Source organism: Acidimicrobiales bacterium (genome assembly GCA_016794585.1).
Lineage (GTDB): Bacteria > Actinomycetota > Acidimicrobiia > Acidimicrobiales > DATDAH01 > JAEUJM01.
On sequence record JAEUJM010000043.1, the window covers coordinates 12,809 to 28,377 of the forward strand.

15 protein-coding genes are annotated in these 15,569 nt (G+C 73.9%); 3 read left to right on the forward strand and 12 right to left on the reverse strand.

Annotation, left to right across the window (positions count from 1 at the left end; genetic code table 11):
- Window positions 1-25: 25 nt before the first annotated feature.
- The 11 genes from murD to JNK12_20755 form a co-directional block, all read right to left on the reverse strand.
- Window positions 26-1,354 (reverse strand): UDP-N-acetylmuramoyl-L-alanine--D-glutamate ligase, encoded by a 1,329-nt coding sequence (murD, locus tag JNK12_20705; GenBank protein ID MBL8778371.1) that lies wholly within the window; start codon window positions 1,352-1,354, stop codon window positions 26-28.
- On the reverse strand, window positions 1,354-2,391 hold the full coding sequence (locus JNK12_20710; GenBank protein MBL8778372.1) for a phospho-N-acetylmuramoyl-pentapeptide-transferase: 1,038 nt from the start codon (window positions 2,389-2,391) through the stop codon (window positions 1,354-1,356). Before JNK12_20710 ends, murD begins: the two co-directional genes overlap by 1 nt.
- Complete coding sequence (locus JNK12_20715) at window positions 2,388-3,800, reverse strand: UDP-N-acetylmuramoyl-L-alanyl-D-glutamate--2,6-diaminopimelate ligase (protein ID MBL8778373.1); 1,413 nt, start codon at window positions 3,798-3,800, stop codon at window positions 2,388-2,390. Before JNK12_20715 ends, JNK12_20710 begins: the two co-directional genes overlap by 4 nt.
- A gap of 1 nt (window position 3,801) precedes the next feature.
- A complete protein-coding gene (locus JNK12_20720; protein ID MBL8778374.1) occupies window positions 3,802-5,529 on the reverse strand; it encodes a penicillin-binding protein 2 in 1,728 nt (575 codons plus the stop codon).
- Window positions 5,530-5,783: 254 nt separating this feature from the next.
- The gene (locus JNK12_20725; GenBank protein MBL8778375.1) at window positions 5,784-6,317 is read right to left on the reverse strand and encodes a hypothetical protein; all 534 of its coding nucleotides are present in this window, start codon (window positions 6,315-6,317) and stop codon (window positions 5,784-5,786) included.
- Window positions 6,314-7,255: a 16S rRNA (cytosine(1402)-N(4))-methyltransferase RsmH gene (rsmH, locus tag JNK12_20730; GenBank protein MBL8778376.1), complete on the reverse strand. Its 942-nt coding sequence runs from the start codon at window positions 7,253-7,255 to the stop codon at window positions 6,314-6,316. Before rsmH ends, JNK12_20725 begins: the two co-directional genes overlap by 4 nt.
- A 243-nt stretch (window positions 7,256-7,498) precedes the next feature.
- The gene (locus JNK12_20735) at window positions 7,499-7,966 is read right to left on the reverse strand and encodes a hypothetical protein (protein MBL8778377.1); all 468 of its coding nucleotides are present in this window, start codon (window positions 7,964-7,966) and stop codon (window positions 7,499-7,501) included.
- Between the two features lie 162 nt (window positions 7,967-8,128).
- The gene (locus JNK12_20740; protein MBL8778378.1) at window positions 8,129-8,920 is read right to left on the reverse strand and encodes a hypothetical protein; all 792 of its coding nucleotides are present in this window, start codon (window positions 8,918-8,920) and stop codon (window positions 8,129-8,131) included.
- On the reverse strand, window positions 8,917-9,435 hold the full coding sequence (locus JNK12_20745) for an HNH endonuclease (GenBank protein MBL8778379.1): 519 nt from the start codon (window positions 9,433-9,435) through the stop codon (window positions 8,917-8,919). The genes JNK12_20740 and JNK12_20745 overlap by 4 nt, the downstream gene beginning before the upstream one ends.
- Before the next feature lie 85 nt (window positions 9,436-9,520).
- A complete protein-coding gene (locus JNK12_20750; GenBank protein MBL8778380.1) occupies window positions 9,521-9,775 on the reverse strand; it encodes a hypothetical protein in 255 nt (84 codons plus the stop codon).
- Window positions 9,776-9,785: 10 nt separating this feature from the next.
- Window positions 9,786-10,700: an ROK family protein gene (locus tag JNK12_20755; GenBank protein MBL8778381.1), complete on the reverse strand. Its 915-nt coding sequence runs from the start codon at window positions 10,698-10,700 to the stop codon at window positions 9,786-9,788.
- Between the two features lie 42 nt (window positions 10,701-10,742).
- On the opposite strand from JNK12_20755, the gene JNK12_20760 reads away from it, so the two are divergent.
- From JNK12_20760 to JNK12_20770, 3 genes are read left to right on the forward strand one after another with little or no spacing between them, the layout of a single operon-like run.
- Window positions 10,743-11,702, forward strand: a complete 960-nt coding sequence (locus JNK12_20760) for an AAA family ATPase (protein MBL8778382.1) — start codon at window positions 10,743-10,745, stop codon at window positions 11,700-11,702.
- Between the two features lie 7 nt (window positions 11,703-11,709).
- On the forward strand, window positions 11,710-12,903 hold the full coding sequence (locus JNK12_20765) for a DUF58 domain-containing protein (protein ID MBL8778383.1): 1,194 nt from the start codon (window positions 11,710-11,712) through the stop codon (window positions 12,901-12,903).
- Window positions 12,900-15,206 (forward strand): transglutaminase domain-containing protein, encoded by a 2,307-nt coding sequence (locus JNK12_20770; protein MBL8778384.1) that lies wholly within the window; start codon window positions 12,900-12,902, stop codon window positions 15,204-15,206. Before JNK12_20765 ends, JNK12_20770 begins: the two co-directional genes overlap by 4 nt.
- Here the strand turns inward: JNK12_20770 and JNK12_20775 are convergent.
- Window positions 15,170-15,544 (reverse strand): DUF3040 domain-containing protein, encoded by a 375-nt coding sequence (locus tag JNK12_20775; protein ID MBL8778385.1) that lies wholly within the window; start codon window positions 15,542-15,544, stop codon window positions 15,170-15,172. The two genes, JNK12_20770 and JNK12_20775, sit on opposite strands and share 37 nt — an antisense overlap.
- Window positions 15,545-15,569: the final 25 nt, after the last annotated feature.

Sequence of the window (15,569 nt, forward strand, 5' to 3'; positions counted from 1 at the left end):
GGTGGGTCCTCCGGTGCTCGGCGAGTCAGACGGTCGGCGGGGACGGGGCGAGGGCGTGCACGGCACGGGCGAAGTCGTCGCCGCGCTCGCCGTAGGACGAGTACCAGTCGAACGACGCGCACCCCGGTGACAGCAGCACGGCGTCGCCGGGCTCGGCGAGCGCGGCGGCACGGCGGACGGCGTCGTCCATGGAGGTGGCGGTCTCGACGGGACGGCGGCCGGCGAAGGCAGCCTCGACGTCAGCGGCGGCGTCTCCGATGGCCACCACGGCGCGCACCCGCCCGAGGTCGGCGGCGAGCGGCGAGAGATCGATGCCCTTGTTGCGGCCCCCGGCGATCAGGACGACCGAGTCGAACGCGGCGAGGGCCGCCGCGACCGCGTGGGGGACGGTGGCCTTGGAGTCGTCGTAGAAGCGCACGCCCCCGCGCTCCGCCACCAGCTCGACCCGGTGGTGCATCCCGGCGAACCCGGTGAGGGTGGCACGCACCCCGTCGAGGGAGGCACCGGCGCCGAGCGCGGTGGCCGACGCGGCGAGGGCGTTGGCCACGTCGTGGGGGAAGGCGCGCCACAGAGCGTCGACCCCGACCAGCTCGATCCCTTCGTCCGTGACGAGGACGCCGCCGGCGACGTGGAAGCCGTGGTCGTCCCGGGTCGAGAAGGTGACCCGACGGGCCGGCCCGTGGTGGGCGGCGACCACCGGATCGTCGGCGTTGGCCACGGCCAGGTCGTCCGGGCCCTGGTCGGCCCAGATGCGGGCCTTGGCGGCCTCGTACACCGCGAGCGAGGCGTGCACGTCGAGGTGGTCCGGCGCGAAGTTGAGCCAGGTGGCCACCGCGGGCGCGAAGCGCTCGGTGTGGCCGAGACGGAACGACGACGCCTCGACCACGAAGACATCCGTGGCCGGATCGTCGATGGCGGTGACGAGGGGCACCTCGGTGTTGCCGGCGGCGACCGCCCGTCGACCGCTGCGCTCGAGCATCTCGGTCACCAGCATCGTGACCGTGGTCTTGCCGTTGGTCCCCGTGATGGCGACGAGGGGGCGGTCGTCCCACGCCGCGGCGAGGTCGAACTCGCTGCGCACCGGGACACCGGCGCTGCGGGCGGCCCCGAAGACCGGGTGGGCCTCGGGCACTCCGGGGCTGGGCAGCACGGCCTCGGATCCCGCGACGAGTGCACCCAGCGCACCCTCGTCCGGCTCGGCGACCAGGTCGACGCCCAGCGCCGCCGCGAGGGCCCGCTTCTCGTCGGTCGGACGATCCTCCACCACCACCACGTCGTGCCCGCGGGACAGCAGCGCCCGCACCACGGCCTCGCCGGTCACGCCGAGGCCCACGACCAGCAGCGGGGCGCCCATCAGTCGATGGCCCCCGTGCTGATGAAGTCGGCGTAGAAGAAACCCAGGGCCACGGCGGTGAGCAGGCCGGCGATGATCCAGAAGCGGATGATGACCGTGGTCTCCGGCCAGCCGCCGAGCTCGAAGTGGTGGTGGATGGGGGCCATGCGGAAGATCCGGCGGCCGCCGAAGAGGCGGAAGGCCGTGACCTGGAGGATGACCGAGAGCGTCTCCATGACGAACAGGCCCCCGATGACCACGAGCAGCAGCGCGGTGCTGGTGGTGAGGGCGAGGCCCGCGAGGCCGGCGCCGATGGCCAGGGAACCCGTGTCCCCCATGAAGATCCGGGCCGGGGCCGCGTTCCACCACAGGAACCCGGTACAGGCGCCGGTCATGGCGGCGGCCACCACGGCGAGGTCGAGCGCGTGCTCCACGTCGTAGGTGGCGGGGTGGCGGAACGCCCAGAAGCCGATGATGGTGAAGGCCATGAAGGCGAAGACCGCTGAGCCACCGGCGAGGCCGTCGAGGCCGTCGGTGAGGTTCACCGCGTTGGCGCTGCCCAGGATCAACAGCACCGCGAAGACGACCCACCCCACGGTTCCGAGGTCGATGTCGAACTGGCCGACCCGGCTGATCGAGAGCTCCGTGTGCACGGGCGTGTGCACCAGGGTGAGCACCGCGAAGCCCACCGCGACGATGAGCAGGCCGATGATCTTCGCCCGCTTGTTCAGGCCGAGGTTCCGCTCCCGGGACACCTTGAGGTAGTCGTCGATGAGCCCGACGAGGCCCGCGCCGACGATGGCGGCCATCACCAGGAGTCCCGAGCGGGTGATGATCCGGCTGCTGGAGATGTCGCTGATCACGTAGCCCGAGACCGCGCCGATGACGATGGCCAGACCACCCATCGTCGGGGTGCCCGCCTTCGTGATGTGCCCCTGGGGCCCGTCCTCGCGGATGGGCTGGCCGATGTGGGCGTTGGTGAGCCAGGTGATGAGCAGGCGGGTGAACACGAGCGACACCACCAGGCCGATGCCGCCGGCGACGAGGAGGGTCTTCACGACAGCAGCTCCCGGGCCACGACGCGATCGTCGAACGGGAGCGTCGTCTCCCCGATGGTCTGGGTGGTCTCGTGGCCCTTGCCCGCGATCACCACGAGGTCACCGGGATCGGCCGTCTCGAGGGCCATGGCGATGGCCCGGCGCCGGTCGGGCTCCACGAGGAGCGTGCGGTCGTCGTCGAATCCTGATCTCACCTCGGAGATGATGGTCGCTGGGTCCTCGCTGCGGGGGTTATCCGACGTGAGGACGACCTGGTCGGCCAGGCGACCGGCGACCTCCCCCATCAGGGGCCGCTTGGCCGTGTCGCGGTCACCGCCGCAGCCGAACACCAGCAGGAGGCGTCCCTCCCCCACCAGCTCGCGGGCGGTGTCGAGCAGGCGCTCGAGGCCGTCGGGGGTGTGGGCGTAGTCGACCACGACGCCGAAGTCCTGCCCTGCGTCGACCGCCTCGAACCGGCCGGGCACCGGCCCGGCGGTGGCGAGCCCTTCGGCCGCCACCGCCGGTTCGATGCCCAGGGTGATCGCGGTCTCGGCGGCGGCGAGGGCGTTGGCCACGTTGAAGCGGCCGCCGAGGGGGACGGTGACGTGCTGGTCGCGCCAGCGGAAGCGGCTCGACGTGTGGCCCACCTCGAGGTCGTCGACCTCGTCCAGGCTGAAGCCCCGGGTGGGGATGATGGCCGCGTCCCGGAGCAGCCGACCCCGCGGGTCGTCGACGTTGACGACTGCGGCGTCGGCCAGCTCGGGGGTGAACAGACGGGCCTTGGCCTGGAAGTACTCCTCCATGGTGGCGTGGAAGTCCAGGTGCTCGGCGCTGAGGTTGGTGAACACGGCCGCCCGGAAGCGGGTGCCGTCGACCCGGTGCAGGGCGAGGGCGTGCGAGGAGACCTCCATGGCGACCGCTTCGACCCCCGCGGCGAGGAAGTCGGCGAAGCGTCGCTGGAGCTCGGGCGCCTCGGGCGTGGTCCGGGCCCCGGTGAGGGTCCCGATGACCTCGGCCCGACGCCCGGCGTGCTCGAGGATCGACGAGAGCAGGTGGACCGTGGTGGTCTTGCCGTTCGTCCCCGTCACCCCGATCACGACGAGGTGCTCGGACGGGTTGCCGTGCACCGCGGCGGCGGCCGGGCCCATGGCCGCGCGGGCGTCGGGCACCACCACCTGCGGGATCGGCAGGTCGAGCCGGCGCTCGCAGAGCAGGGCCACCGCACCGGCTCCCACGGCGGCGGCGGCGTGGTCGTGACCGTCGGCGTGCTCCCCCCGCACGCAGCAGAAGAGGTCGCCAGGGGCCACGGCCCGGCTGTCGTGGGCCACGCCGGTCACGTCCACCTCGCCGTCACCGTCGCCGGCGCCGACGAGGCGAGCGCCGTCGAGGATGGCGCCGTTCAGGAGAGTGGTCAGGCGGGCGAGTTCCACGTCACGGCACGGGCGTCCCGAGGCCGTCCTGGCTCGGGTCGACGGCGGCAGAGGGCAGGGAGACGGGCGCGAGCTGCGCCGGCGGGGCGATGCCGTAGCGGGCGAGCGCGTACTGGCCGAGCTGTGCGAACACCGGCGCCGACACCTCACCGCCGTAGATCGAGGACGTCGGCTCGTCGAGCACGACGATCATCGAGAGCTCGGGGTCCTCGGCGGGGACGAACCCGGCGAAGGTGGCGACGTAGTGGTAGTTGCCCGCGGCGTCCTCGTAGCCACCGGTGTCCTGCGGCTTGCGGGCGGTCCCGGTCTTGCCGGCCACGTGGTAGCCGGGGATGGCCGCCGACGTACCGGTGCCGGTGTCGACCACCGACATCATCATCGTGCTCAGCTGGCGGGCCGTGCTGGTGGAGATGACCCGGTGGGGCTCGGGTGCGTCGATCCCCTGTCGGGCGCCGTCCTCGGCCACGCGGGCGAGGACCAGGCGAGGCGGCACGTACACGCCGTCGTTGGCGACCACGTTGAAGGCGCTCATCATCTGGAGCGCGGTGACGGAGATGCCTTGGCCGATGGGGATGCTGCCGATGGACGTGCCCGACCACTCGTCGAGCGGAAGGGTGATGCCGGCGGCCTCGTTGGGGAACCCCAGCGCGGTCGGCTGGCCGAAGCCGAAGCGGCGCATGTACTCGTCGAGCCGCTCGGCCCCCAGCTCCTGGGCGACCATGATCGTCCCGACGTTGGACGACTGGGTGAGGATGTCGTTGACGCTCCAGTTGACCAGCGGGTGCGGGTCGTGGTCGGTGAAGAGGTGGTCGGCGACCTGGAGGCCGTCGGGGACCATGAAGCGGGTGGCGGGCTCGACCACACCCTCCTCGATGGCCGCCGCCATCGTCACCACCTTGTTGACCGACCCGGGCTCGAACATGGCGGTGACGGCGCGGTTGTTGCTGCTGGGCACCGCGGGGCCACGGCTGCCGTCGTCGTTCTGGGTGGCTTCGACGTTGGCCATGGCCAGCACCTCACCGGTGCCGACCCGGCTCACGACGGCGATGCCCCCGAGGGCACCGGTGGCGTCGACCTGCTCGGCGAGGACCCGCTCCGCCTCGAACTGCATGCCCCGGTCGAGCGTGAGCACGAGGCTGTCGCCCTGCTGCGCGGGCGTGAGGTGGCGGTCGCCGGAAGAGATGGTGTCGCCGTCGGGCGCCCGCTCGACGGTCAGCTCGCCGGGAGTGCCGGTGAGGGCGTCCTCGTACTGCTGCTCGACGCCCGAGAGCCCGGTGTTGTCGACCCCGACGGTGCCGATGACCGAGCGGGCGAGGTCACCCGAGGGCTCGAAGCGGGCGGGCTCGTCCATGAGGTGCACGCCCTCGATGGCGAGCTCGTCCACGGCCTCACCCAGCTCGTCGGGCTGTTGGCGGACGAGGTACACGAACTCGCTGTCGTCGCTCAGCTTCTCGATCAGCTCGTTCTGGTCCATGGCCAGCACCGGGGCCAGGTGCGCGGCGGCCGCCACGGGGTCGGCGATCTCCTGGGGGTTGGCGTACACCGTGGTCTGGTTGACGCTGAGGGCGAGGTCCTCCCCGTTGCGGTCGAGGATCGACCCGCGGGCCGCGGGGAGGTCGATGGAGCGGACCCGCTGCTGCTCGCCGAAGGCCACGTAGCGCTCGGGGCTCACGGTCTGGAGCTCGGCGACGCGCACGAGCAGCAGGCTGAACAGGAAGAGGACGAACACCAGCAGCCCGAGGAGGCGCCGGCGCGGGTGCGGGCCCCGACCGGTGCGGTGCCGGGCGGGCTGACGCCGGCCGTGGCGCTCGGGCTGCGGCTCGCTCGTCGCTCGCGGCGGGCGCGGTGACCGCGACGCGGCGGCGCCCCCGGTCGGGCGGGACCGGGGGCTCTCCGTGCGCTCGGCCGTGCGGCCGGTGCGGCCAGGGGCCCGGGCGGGACGGGCGGGACGGGACGGGGGGCGGCCGCGGCCGCCGGCCGCGCTCATGGCGTGAGCACCGCGTCCACCGGCCCGGCCGCGGTCTCGTCGAGGGAGACCTCCGCTTCCGGCGCCGCCCACTGGCTCGGGTCGACCGCCGTGGCCCCGTCGCCCGTGGCGGCGTCGGGCGCGACCTGGTTGACGAAGGTCGGGCCGCCCGCGGGGGTGGCCAGGCCGAGTCGCTCTGCCTCGGTCACGATGCGGGCGGGTGCCGCCAGTTCGGCGGCCTCGAGCCGGAGGGCCTGGGCCTCGGCCTGGCGATCCGAGATGTCCTGCTGTACCCGGTCGAGGTGCATCTGACCGGCCACGTTCTGGGTCTGGAGGACGGCCACGGCGAACAGGACGGCGAACAGGACCGCGCCACCGATCAGCATGGCCGCCCGGCGGCTGACCCGGGGCCGGCTGGCGGGGACGACCCGGGGCGATCGGGTCGGCGGCTCGACCAGTCGCAGGTGGTCGCGGCGCGGGACCGGAGGGGTCGTCGGGGCGTGGCGGGGGTGGCGGCGCGGGGCCGTCACCGGCGCGAGGGCGGGGCTCATGCTTCCTCCTGGGGGAGCTTCTCGACGGCGCGCAGGCGGGCGCTCTCGGCACGACGGTTGGCGGCCACCTCGGCCGCTGAGGGCTTCCATGCGCCCTGCTTCAGCAGGCGCACGGAGGGACGGGCCCCGCAGCCGCACGGCAGCTGGGGCGGGCAGGTGCAGTCGCCGGTGGCGGCGGACCGGAAGCAGCGCTTCACGATCACGTCCTCGCCGGAGTGGTAGGCGAGCACCGCGGCACGACCGGCGGGGCGGAGCAGGTCGATGGCCTGGTCGAGGGTGCCCTCGAGGATGTCCAGCTCGTCGTTCACCCCGATGCGCAGGGCCTGAAAGCTGCGGCGGGCCGGGTCACCCCCGCGGCGACGGGCGGGGGCCGGGATGGCCTCGCGGATGACCTCGGCGAGTTCGTCGGTGCGCTCGATGGGACGGTTGGCCACGATGGCGCGGGCGATGGCCCGGGCGTAGCGCTCACCCCCGGCGTCACGCAGCAGGGTGGCGAGGTCGGCCTCGGTCCAGGTGTTGACGAGCTCGGCGACCGTGCGCTCCTGGGTGCGGTCCATGCGCATGTCCAAGGGGGCCTCGGACCGGTAGCTGAAGCCGCGGTCGGCCCGGTCGAGTTGGGGCGAGCTGACGCCGAGGTCGCACAGCACGCCCGAGACCTGCTCGAGGCCGAGGGCGTGCACCTCCTCGGCCAGGTGGTCGAAGCGGGTGTGGCGCAGCGTCACCCGGTCGCCGAAGCCGGCCAGGCGCTCGGAGGATGCCGCGAGGGCGTCCTCGTCGCGGTCGAGGCCGAGCAGCGACAGGTGGTCGTGGGCGGTGAGGATGGCCTCGGCGTGGCCTCCTCCCCCGACGGTGGCGTCGACGAAGACGCCCGCGGGCACGGGGCCGAACAGCTCGACCACCTCGTCGACCATCACCGGGGTGTGGGCGAACTCGGCCATCAGTCGAGCTCCCGCAGGGCGGTGATGACCGCGGACAGGTGGGCGGGCGACACGGCACCGCGCCCATCGGCAACCCCCCGGCCGACAGGTGCACGTCGGGATTTCTCCCCGAGCGGGCGGGATGGGAGACGGGCGGAGTAGGGGTCAACCACCTCGTCGGCCGGGAGGCAGCGGATGAGCGCGATGCCCGTGCCGGTCTGCCTCGAGGAAGGATGCGTGGCCTGCGTGGGGCGCACGGGGAGCTCAGCCATCGGAGCGCCGCCGCGGCCGGTACATCGAGACGTTGCTGGCCACCTTGGGCCGCACCGCCTGCTTGCGGGCGAAGTACTCGGCCGCCGGGAACACGTTGATGTGGTCGCGGGCGCCGACGAGCACGACGTCGGCGCCGCGCAGCTCGTCGGTGAGGAGCTCCTCGGGGATCACCATGCGGCCCTGCTGGTCGGCCTTGATGGGCTGGGCGCCGGCCCAGAGGAACTCGAGGGTCTCGTTGAGCTCGGCGTCGTCGATCTCGCCGGCGTCCACCTTGGCCAGCAGGTCCTCGGTGAGGTCGTCGACGAAGCGGCCGAACTCATCGGTCGGCCAGATGCTCAACCGGTCACCGACGTCGGTGATCAGGATCGACTGGCCGGCGAGCAGCTCCCGGAGGCGCGAGGGGAGCACGACGCGCCCCTTGTCGTCGAGCGTGCGCTCGAACTGCCCCGACAGCTGCACAGAAAGGTCTCCGGTGTGGTGGTGGTGGTCCCTCGCACGACCGCGCACTGACCGTGGTCAGGCGTGGTCGCTTCGCACCACTATCGGCGACTTTCTGCCATTCGTCAACATTTTCTGGTTTCACGTGGGTTTCTCAGGGCGAACCCTCCCACCGACCACCGATCACCGTGGGTTCGTGGGCGCCCTCCTGCCTTCGATGGTCGTGAGCACCGCGGCGACGAGCGGGCCGAGGCGATCGGTGCCCACGCCGGTGGCCACGTCGGCCAGCTCGGCCGCCGCCCGGGCGCGCTCGGCGGGGTCGAGGTCGAGCACCGAGAGCAGCGGCTCCGGGTCCCAGTCGGCCAGGACGAGGCACTGGAAGCGGGCCCCGGCACGGGTTCGGCGCTGGGAGAAGCCGATGGCCTTGCGCCCCCCGATGGTGACCTCGCCGGTGCCGAGACCCGAGAAGCACACGAGGGGCGACCACTCGGTGCGCAGGGGTGCGCCCGTGTGCACCTCGGCGGCGACGCCCACGGCGGCGAGGGCGTCGGCCCATGCCTCCCCCAGCCACAGGAACGAGCGCCCGACGTCGTCGTCCCAGAACGGGTCGCCGGCAGGGACGAGGACGTCGATCCAGCGCATGGCGCCCGGTTGGAGCAGCACCGCTCCTCCCCCACTGTGGCGACGCACGACCTCGAGGCCCGCCGCCTGGGCCCGGGCCGCATCGACCGCATCGGGGCGCTGTGCGCTGCCGAGGGCCACCGCCGCGCTGGTGGCGCCCATCACCCACACGGAGCGACGCAGCGGGTCGGGCAGCGGGAGGGCGTGGAGGAAGCCCGGCGAGCCCAGGCGGTGCTCGATGCGCCACCGGGCCCGCCGTCTGGCTTTCCGCTCCTTCTTGGCGCGCTTCTCGGCCTTGCGGGCCGCCGCGTCCAGGCCCTCGTCCCCCGCCGCCGGGCCGGGGGCGGCGCTCATGCCCCCGCGGCGGCGAGGGCCGGCGCGACGCGCAGGTAGGGCGCCCAGTGCTCCGGCAGGTGGCCGACCGACACGAGGACCCAGGTGTGCTCGAGCGGTGCGGACGGGCGCCGCGTGAGCACCATCGCGGTCTCGGCCAGGAAACGGTCGCCCTTGCGGCTGTTGCAGGGCCGGCACGCCGCGACGACGTTCTCCCACCGGTGCTCGCCGCCACGGCTCCGGGGCACCACGTGGTCGATGCTCTCGGCGCGGCCACCGCAGTACTGGCAGCGATGGTGGTCGCGCACGAACACGGCGCGCCGGTTGAGGGGGGCCCGCCGGTGGAACGGGACCTTCACGAAGCTACGCAGGCGGATGACCGAGGGCACCGGGATCGAGACGTGCTCGGCCCGAAGTGCCTCACCGGTGTCGTGGAGCAGGTCGGCCTTCTCGGAGAGCACCAGGACCGCGGCGCGCCGACTCGGGACGACCGAGAGGGGCTCGTACGACGCGTTCAGCACCAGCGAGGGGGCCATCGGTCGAACCTAGCCCTGGCCTCGCGGGCGGACGGCAGGGTTTGCGGGCGGGCCGGTCCTCGCGCTCGCGGGGGCCCGCACCGCCTCAGACCCCGCTCACCCGGGGCCAGGCCCGGCACCAATGGAGGTAGGTGACGAGGTCGGCGGCGTCGGGATCCCGGTCGGGGTCGCCGTAGGCGGTCACCAGGCGGAAGCGCAGGTAGTCCTCGTCCGGGAGCGGGAGGAGCGGCCACCGGTGCCACCAGCCGGGTCGGGCGAGGCGGAACAGCTGGGCGACGGCCGTCGCCCACAACCAGGGGCGCACCAGCACCGCTCCGATCGCACGCATGCCCCAGGCCATGGGCGCCAAGCTATCGGTGCCCTCCCAGCACCGGGTGACCGAGGCCGGCGAAGCCCACCGCCGCGGCCCCGACGAGCGGCCCGTCGGCGCCGAGACCCGCCGGCGAGAGCCGCGCCCCGAGCGAGAACTCGAGGCGGGCGCAGCGGTCGAGCTCGGCCTGGGCCGCCTCGAAGAAGGCGGCCCCGAAGCCGAGGGCGACCGAGCCCGCCACCACCGCCAGGCGTAGATCGAGCAGGTTGGCCACGGAGGCCACGGCCCGCCCGACGAGGCGCCCCGTGCGCTGCCGGATCTCGGCCGGGGCCTCCAGCGCCGGCCGTCCGGTGATGGCCGCGATCGCGGTACCCGACGCCTCGGCCTCGAGGCAGCCCCGGGCCCCACAGGCACAGGTGTGCCCGTCCGGCTCGACGATCACGTGGCCGATGTGGCCGGCGTTGCCCGAGTGGCCGTCGAGGAGGCGGCCCTCGAGGACCACGCCACCCCCCACCCCGGTGGAGACGACCATCGCGAGGAACGAGTCCGTGCCTCGGGCCGCTCCCCGCCAGCCCTCCCCGAGGGCGAGGGCCTTGGCGTCGTTGTCGACGAAGGTGGGCAGGCCCGACTGCTCGGCGAGTCGGCGCCGCAGGGGGAAGCCCCGCCAGCCCTTGATGTTCAGAGGCGACACCTCCTCGCCGTCACGGGCCATCGGTCCCCCGCAGCCGACCCCGCACACGTCGACCGCGACGCCGAGCCGGCGGCCCTCGAGGAGCACGTCGTCGACCAGGGTCGCGAGGGGCGCGAAGACGGCCTCGGGGTCGTCGTCGGTCGGCGTGGCGGTGCGAGCAGACGCTCGCAGCGCGCCCGCCCCGTCGACGATGCCGGCGGCCATCTTCGTCCCCCCGATGTCCACCGCCAGCGCCCCGACCGGGAGGGACGTCGCTTCGCTCACCACGCCCGCCATTGTGGCCGACGACCCCGTAACCTCGACGAGATGGCGCTGCGCGAGCCCGACCCGCAGGCGGACGTGCTGACGCGCGTCCAGGCCAACATCGAGCGGGTCATCCAGGGCAAGGGCAGCGTGGTGCGCCTCCTGCTCCTGTGCCTCGTCGCCGAGGGCCACCTCCTGCTCGAGGACGTGCCGGGCGTCGGCAAGACCAGCCTGGCCAAGGCGCTGGCCGCATCGCTCGACTGCACGTTCGGGCGGGTGCAGTTCACGCCCGACCTGCTGCCCTCCGACGTCGTGGGAGTCAACGTGTGGAGCCGCGCCGAAGGGCGCTTCGAGTTCCGGCCGGGGCCGATCTTCGCCGGCGTGGTCCTGGGCGACGAGATCAACCGGGCGTCGCCGAAGACGCAATCGGCCCTTCTCGAGGCGATGGGCGAGCGACAGGTGACCGTCGACGGCGTCACCTACCCGATGGCCCCGCCCTTCATGGTGATCGCCACCCAGAACCCCATCGAGCACGAGGGCACCTACCCCCTGCCCGAGAGCCAGCTCGACCGCTTCTTGATGCGGCTCTCGGTCGGCTACCCGTCGCGCGAGTCGGAGATCGACGTGCTCGAGGCGCACGGCGACCGCGACCCCCTCGCCGACCTCGAGCCGGTCGCGGGCACGGCGGACATCGCCGCCCTCGCCGCCGCGGCCCGCTCGGTCCACGTGGCCCCCGCCCTACGCGAGTACCTGGTCGACCTCGCCGACGCGTCGAGGCACCACCCCCAGCTCGCCCTCGGCATGTCCCCGCGTGCCAGCCTGGGCCTCCAGCGGGTGGCCCGGGCTCGGGCCGCGGCCGCCGGGCGCGAGTTCGTCGTCCCGGACGACCTCAAGGCCCTGGCGCATCCCGTGCTCGACCACCGGCTCCTGCTCACTCCCGAGGCCCAGATCCAGGGATACCGGAGCGCCGACGCGGTCGACGACCTGCTGCGGACCGTCCCCCTCCCCACCGGCCGGGGGTAGGCCCGCCGTGCTCACCCGCACCGGCTGGCTCGCCGCCGCGGGTGCGGCCGGGCTCCTGCTCGTCGGCCGGCTCATCGCCATCGACGAGGCCTTCGTCGCCGGCGCCACCATCGCCGTGCTCGTGGTGCTGGCCGCCCTCGGCGTCGCCCTCGTACGGATCCGCCTCGACGTCGCTCGGGACCTCCACCCCGCCCGGGTGCACGCCGGCACGTCCAGCAGCGTGGACCTCGAGGTCCGCAACCGCGGTCGTCGCCGGACACCGGTGCTCACCCTGGTCGACCGCGTGTCCGGCACCCGCGGTGCCCACCTCGCCGTCGCGCCACTCGAGCGCGAGGCGGCGACCGGAGCCTCCTACGAGCTGCCGACCGAGCGGCGGGGCCTCCTCGAGGTGGGTCCGCTCGAGGTGTTGGTCACCGACCCCTTCGGCCTCGCCCAGGCCAGGGTGCAGGTAAGCGGGGTGACGACCCTGACCGTGTATCCCGCGGTCGACGAGGTCGCACCGGTGCCGATGTCGTCGGGCACCGATCCGCACGCCGGCCGGGACCAGCGGAGCAACCTGTCCCCTGCCGGTGAGGAGTTCTTCGCCCTGCGCGAGTACGTCGTGGGTGACGACCTCCGCCGGGTCCATTGGGCCTCGACCGCCCGTCGGGACCACCTCCTGGTGCGCCAGGACGAGCTGCCGTGGCAGGGCCGCGCCACCATCTTCCTCGACACCCGGTCCGGGTACCGGCCCGCCGAGGCCATCGAGCCGGCGGTGCGCGCCGCGGCCTCGCTCGTGCACGCCGGCCGCCGGCGCAACCAGCAGCTCCGACTCGTCACCGCCGACGGCACCGACTCGGGCTTCACCGGCTCCCACGCCCAGGTCGAGGCCGTCATGGAGCGCCTGGCGGTGGTGACCTCGTCCGACCACCACGATCTCGCACCAGCCATCGGTCGCCTCGCCCGCGTCGCGGGTGGCACCCTGGTCCTGCTCGTGCCCGCCGACGTCGCACCGGACGACCTCGCGCGGCTGCGCCGGCTCCAGGCCCGGTACGGGCGGATCATCCCGGTGCTGTTCGAGGCGTCGTCGTGGGACCCCTCGGCCGCGGCGGCACCCGTCCGCACCCACGCCGGCGGCGGTGTGCGCGTCCGCGATGACCGACCGTTCGCGCTGGCCTGGGAGGAGCACGTCAACCGTCGCGCCGTGGTGGCCGGCCGGTGAGCGACGAGCGCCGTCCGCGGCTGAGGGTGCCCGCCGAGCTGGCGCTCTTCGCGGTGACCGTGGCCGCCCTCGTCGGCCTGCACCCCCTCTTCGACACCTGGTCCTACCTCCCCCGCCTCCTGGCCATCGCGGCCATCGCCCACCTCACGGTGGCGGTGGCCCGCGCCGGCGGGCTCCGGCTGCCGCTCGCCGCCGTGACCAGCGCCGGGGCGCTCGTCCTCACGACGGCGTGGCTCTTCGCGGCGTCGACCACCTGGTACGGCGTGCCGACGGGCGAGACGTGGGGCACGGTGTCGAACGAGCTGGCGGAGGGGTGGGAGCGCTTCCAGGAGGTCGTGGCGCCGGCCGAGCCCACGACCGGGTTCCTCGTGGCCACCGCCCTCGCGATCTGGCTGGTGGCCTTCGTGGCCGACTGGGCGGCCTTCCGCCTGTGGGCTCCCTTCGAGGCCATCGTGCCCTCGGCGGGGCTGGTGGTGTTCGCCGCCGTGCTCGGCGCCGAGGGCCACGCCGCGGTCGGCGGCATCGCCTACCTGGCCGCGGCCCTCGTGTTCCTCCTCCTGCACCGGGCGTACCGACAGGAGGCGACCGTGCGCTGGGTGGCCACGGGCACCGGTCGGGGCACCCGGGCGATCCTCGTCACCGGCAGCATCCTGGCCGCCGCCGCCCTGGTGGCAGGCGTGCTGGTCGCCCCCAGGCTGCCGGGCGCCGACGACGCCGGCCTCATCGCCCTCGACGGCCGTGGGGGTGACGGCGGGCCGCGGGTCACCCTCAGCCCGCTCGTGGACATCCGGGCCCGGCTGATCGACCAGCGCCGCACCGAGGTCTTCAGCGTGCGCAGCGCGGTCCCGGCCTACTGGCGGATGACCTCCCTCGACCGCTTCGACGGCCAGATCTGGGCCTCGGGGGGCACCTTCGGGGAGGCGGACGGCGAGCTCCCCAACGGCGTGGCGCCGGCGCGGGCCTCGGACGAGGTGACGCAGGAGTTCACCATCGAGGCCCTGGCGGCGATCTGGCTGCCGGCGGCGTACGAGCCGACGTCCATCGACGCCGAGGGCCTCGACCTCCGCTGGGAGCCGGCGTCGTCCACCCTCATCGTCGATCAGGAGCGACCCACCTCCGACGGGACCAGGTACCGGGTGGTGTCCGCCGTCCCCCGTCTCACGCCCGACGAGCTGCGGGGCGCCTCGGAGGCGCCACCCGACCTCCTCACCCACTACACGGCGCTCCCGGAGGGTTTCAGCCAGACCGCACGAGCGCAGGCCGAACAGGTGGTCGCCGGCGCGACCACCGACTACGACCGCGCCTTGGCCCTGCAGGACTTCTTCCGTGAGGGCTTCGAGTACAGCACCGACGTCCCCGCCGGCCACGGCGAGAGCGCGATCGACGCGTTCCTGGCGCGGCGGGTCGGCTTCTGCGAGCAGTTCGCCGGGACGTTCGCGGCGATGGCCCGATCGGTCGGCATCCCCGCGAGGGTGGCCGTCGGCTTCACCCCCGGCCAGCGCGACCCCGCCGACCTCGGGCGCTTCATCGTGCGGGGCGAGAACGCGCACGCGTGGCCCGAGGTGTACCTGTCGGGCTTCGGCTGGGTGGCCTTCGAGCCGACGCCGGGTCGCGGGGCGCCCGGAGCGGAGAGCTACACCGGGGTGCGCGAGGACCAGGCCACCCCGAGCGGCGACGAGATCACCCTCCACTCATCGGCCAGCACCGCGACGACCCAGGCCCCTGCGCCCGTGACCCGGCCCGTGCCGACGCCCGAGGTGGCGCCCACGACCGCTCCGTCGGGCGGGTCGAGCTCACCCTGGCCGGGTCGGCTCGCGGCGGCGATGGCCGTCGTGCTCGGAGCCGCCGTCCTCTATCTGGTGGGTGCGGTGGGCGCCCTGGCCGTCCGCCGGGCGCGCTGGCGGTGGCGGGCCCGGCGCGGACCGGACGAGCGCACCCGGGTGGCCTGGCTCGAGGCCGCCGACGCGCTCGCCGTCGCCGGCCTCGTCCCCGACCCTGCGGAGACCCCCCTCGAGTTCTCGGCCCGCGCCGCTCGACGTGTCGACGCGGGGCGCGAGGCGCACCGCTCGCTCGCCCTGGCCGCCACCGCCGCCGACTACGCCGACGGTGGGGTGTCGACCGCCACGGCCGAGCAGGCCGAGCGAGATGCCCGGACGGTGGTCAGCGGCGTTCGCCTTCGCACGCCGTGGACCCGCCGCGCGGCCCGTCGGCTGGGTTGGCGAACCCACCCACGGACGGCTTGGTCACCGGTGGGTGGCGGCGGGGATCAGTCCTCGCGGCGGAAGCGGTCGCGCATGCGCTGACTCGTCGAGCCCAGGTAGTCCTTGAACCCGGCAGAGCGCTCGGAGCGCGTCATCTGCTCGAGCCCGACCCGCCCGAGCTTGCGGGCGTTGCGCTCGAACCAGAGCGCGCTCGCCAACATCACGAGGAAGCCCCCGAAGGCGAACAGGAACGACTGCGACAGCGTGGCAATCATCAGGACCACGCCCAGGATGAAGGTGAGCGTGGCCCACTTCATGTTGCGGAAGGCGTGGGTGTAGATCGTGGTCGATCCGACCTCGCGGGCGAGGGCCGGGTCGCTCTCGGTGAGCTTCTGCTCGATCTCGAACAGGATCCTCTGTTCGTCCTCGGAAAGCGGCACGAACCCATGATCGCACACGACCCCG

Coding starts and splice junctions, on each gene's coding strand:
- JNK12_20725 (MBL8778375.1), bottom strand. CDS start 6,317: ATGAGCCCCGCCCTCGCGCCGGTGACGGCCCCGCGCCGCCACCCCCGC.
- rsmH (MBL8778376.1), bottom strand. CDS start 7,255: ATGGCCGAGTTCGCCCACACCCCGGTGATGGTCGACGAGGTGGTCGAG.
- JNK12_20740 (MBL8778378.1), bottom strand. CDS start 8,920: ATGAGCGCCGCCCCCGGCCCGGCGGCGGGGGACGAGGGCCTGGACGCG.
- JNK12_20745 (MBL8778379.1), bottom strand. CDS start 9,435: ATGGCCCCCTCGCTGGTGCTGAACGCGTCGTACGAGCCCCTCTCGGTC.
- JNK12_20750 (MBL8778380.1), bottom strand. CDS start 9,775: ATGGCCTGGGGCATGCGTGCGATCGGAGCGGTGCTGGTGCGCCCCTGG.
- murD (MBL8778371.1), bottom strand. CDS start 1,354: ATGGGCGCCCCGCTGCTGGTCGTGGGCCTCGGCGTGACCGGCGAGGCC.
- JNK12_20760 (MBL8778382.1), top strand. CDS start 10,743: ATGGCGCTGCGCGAGCCCGACCCGCAGGCGGACGTGCTGACGCGCGTC.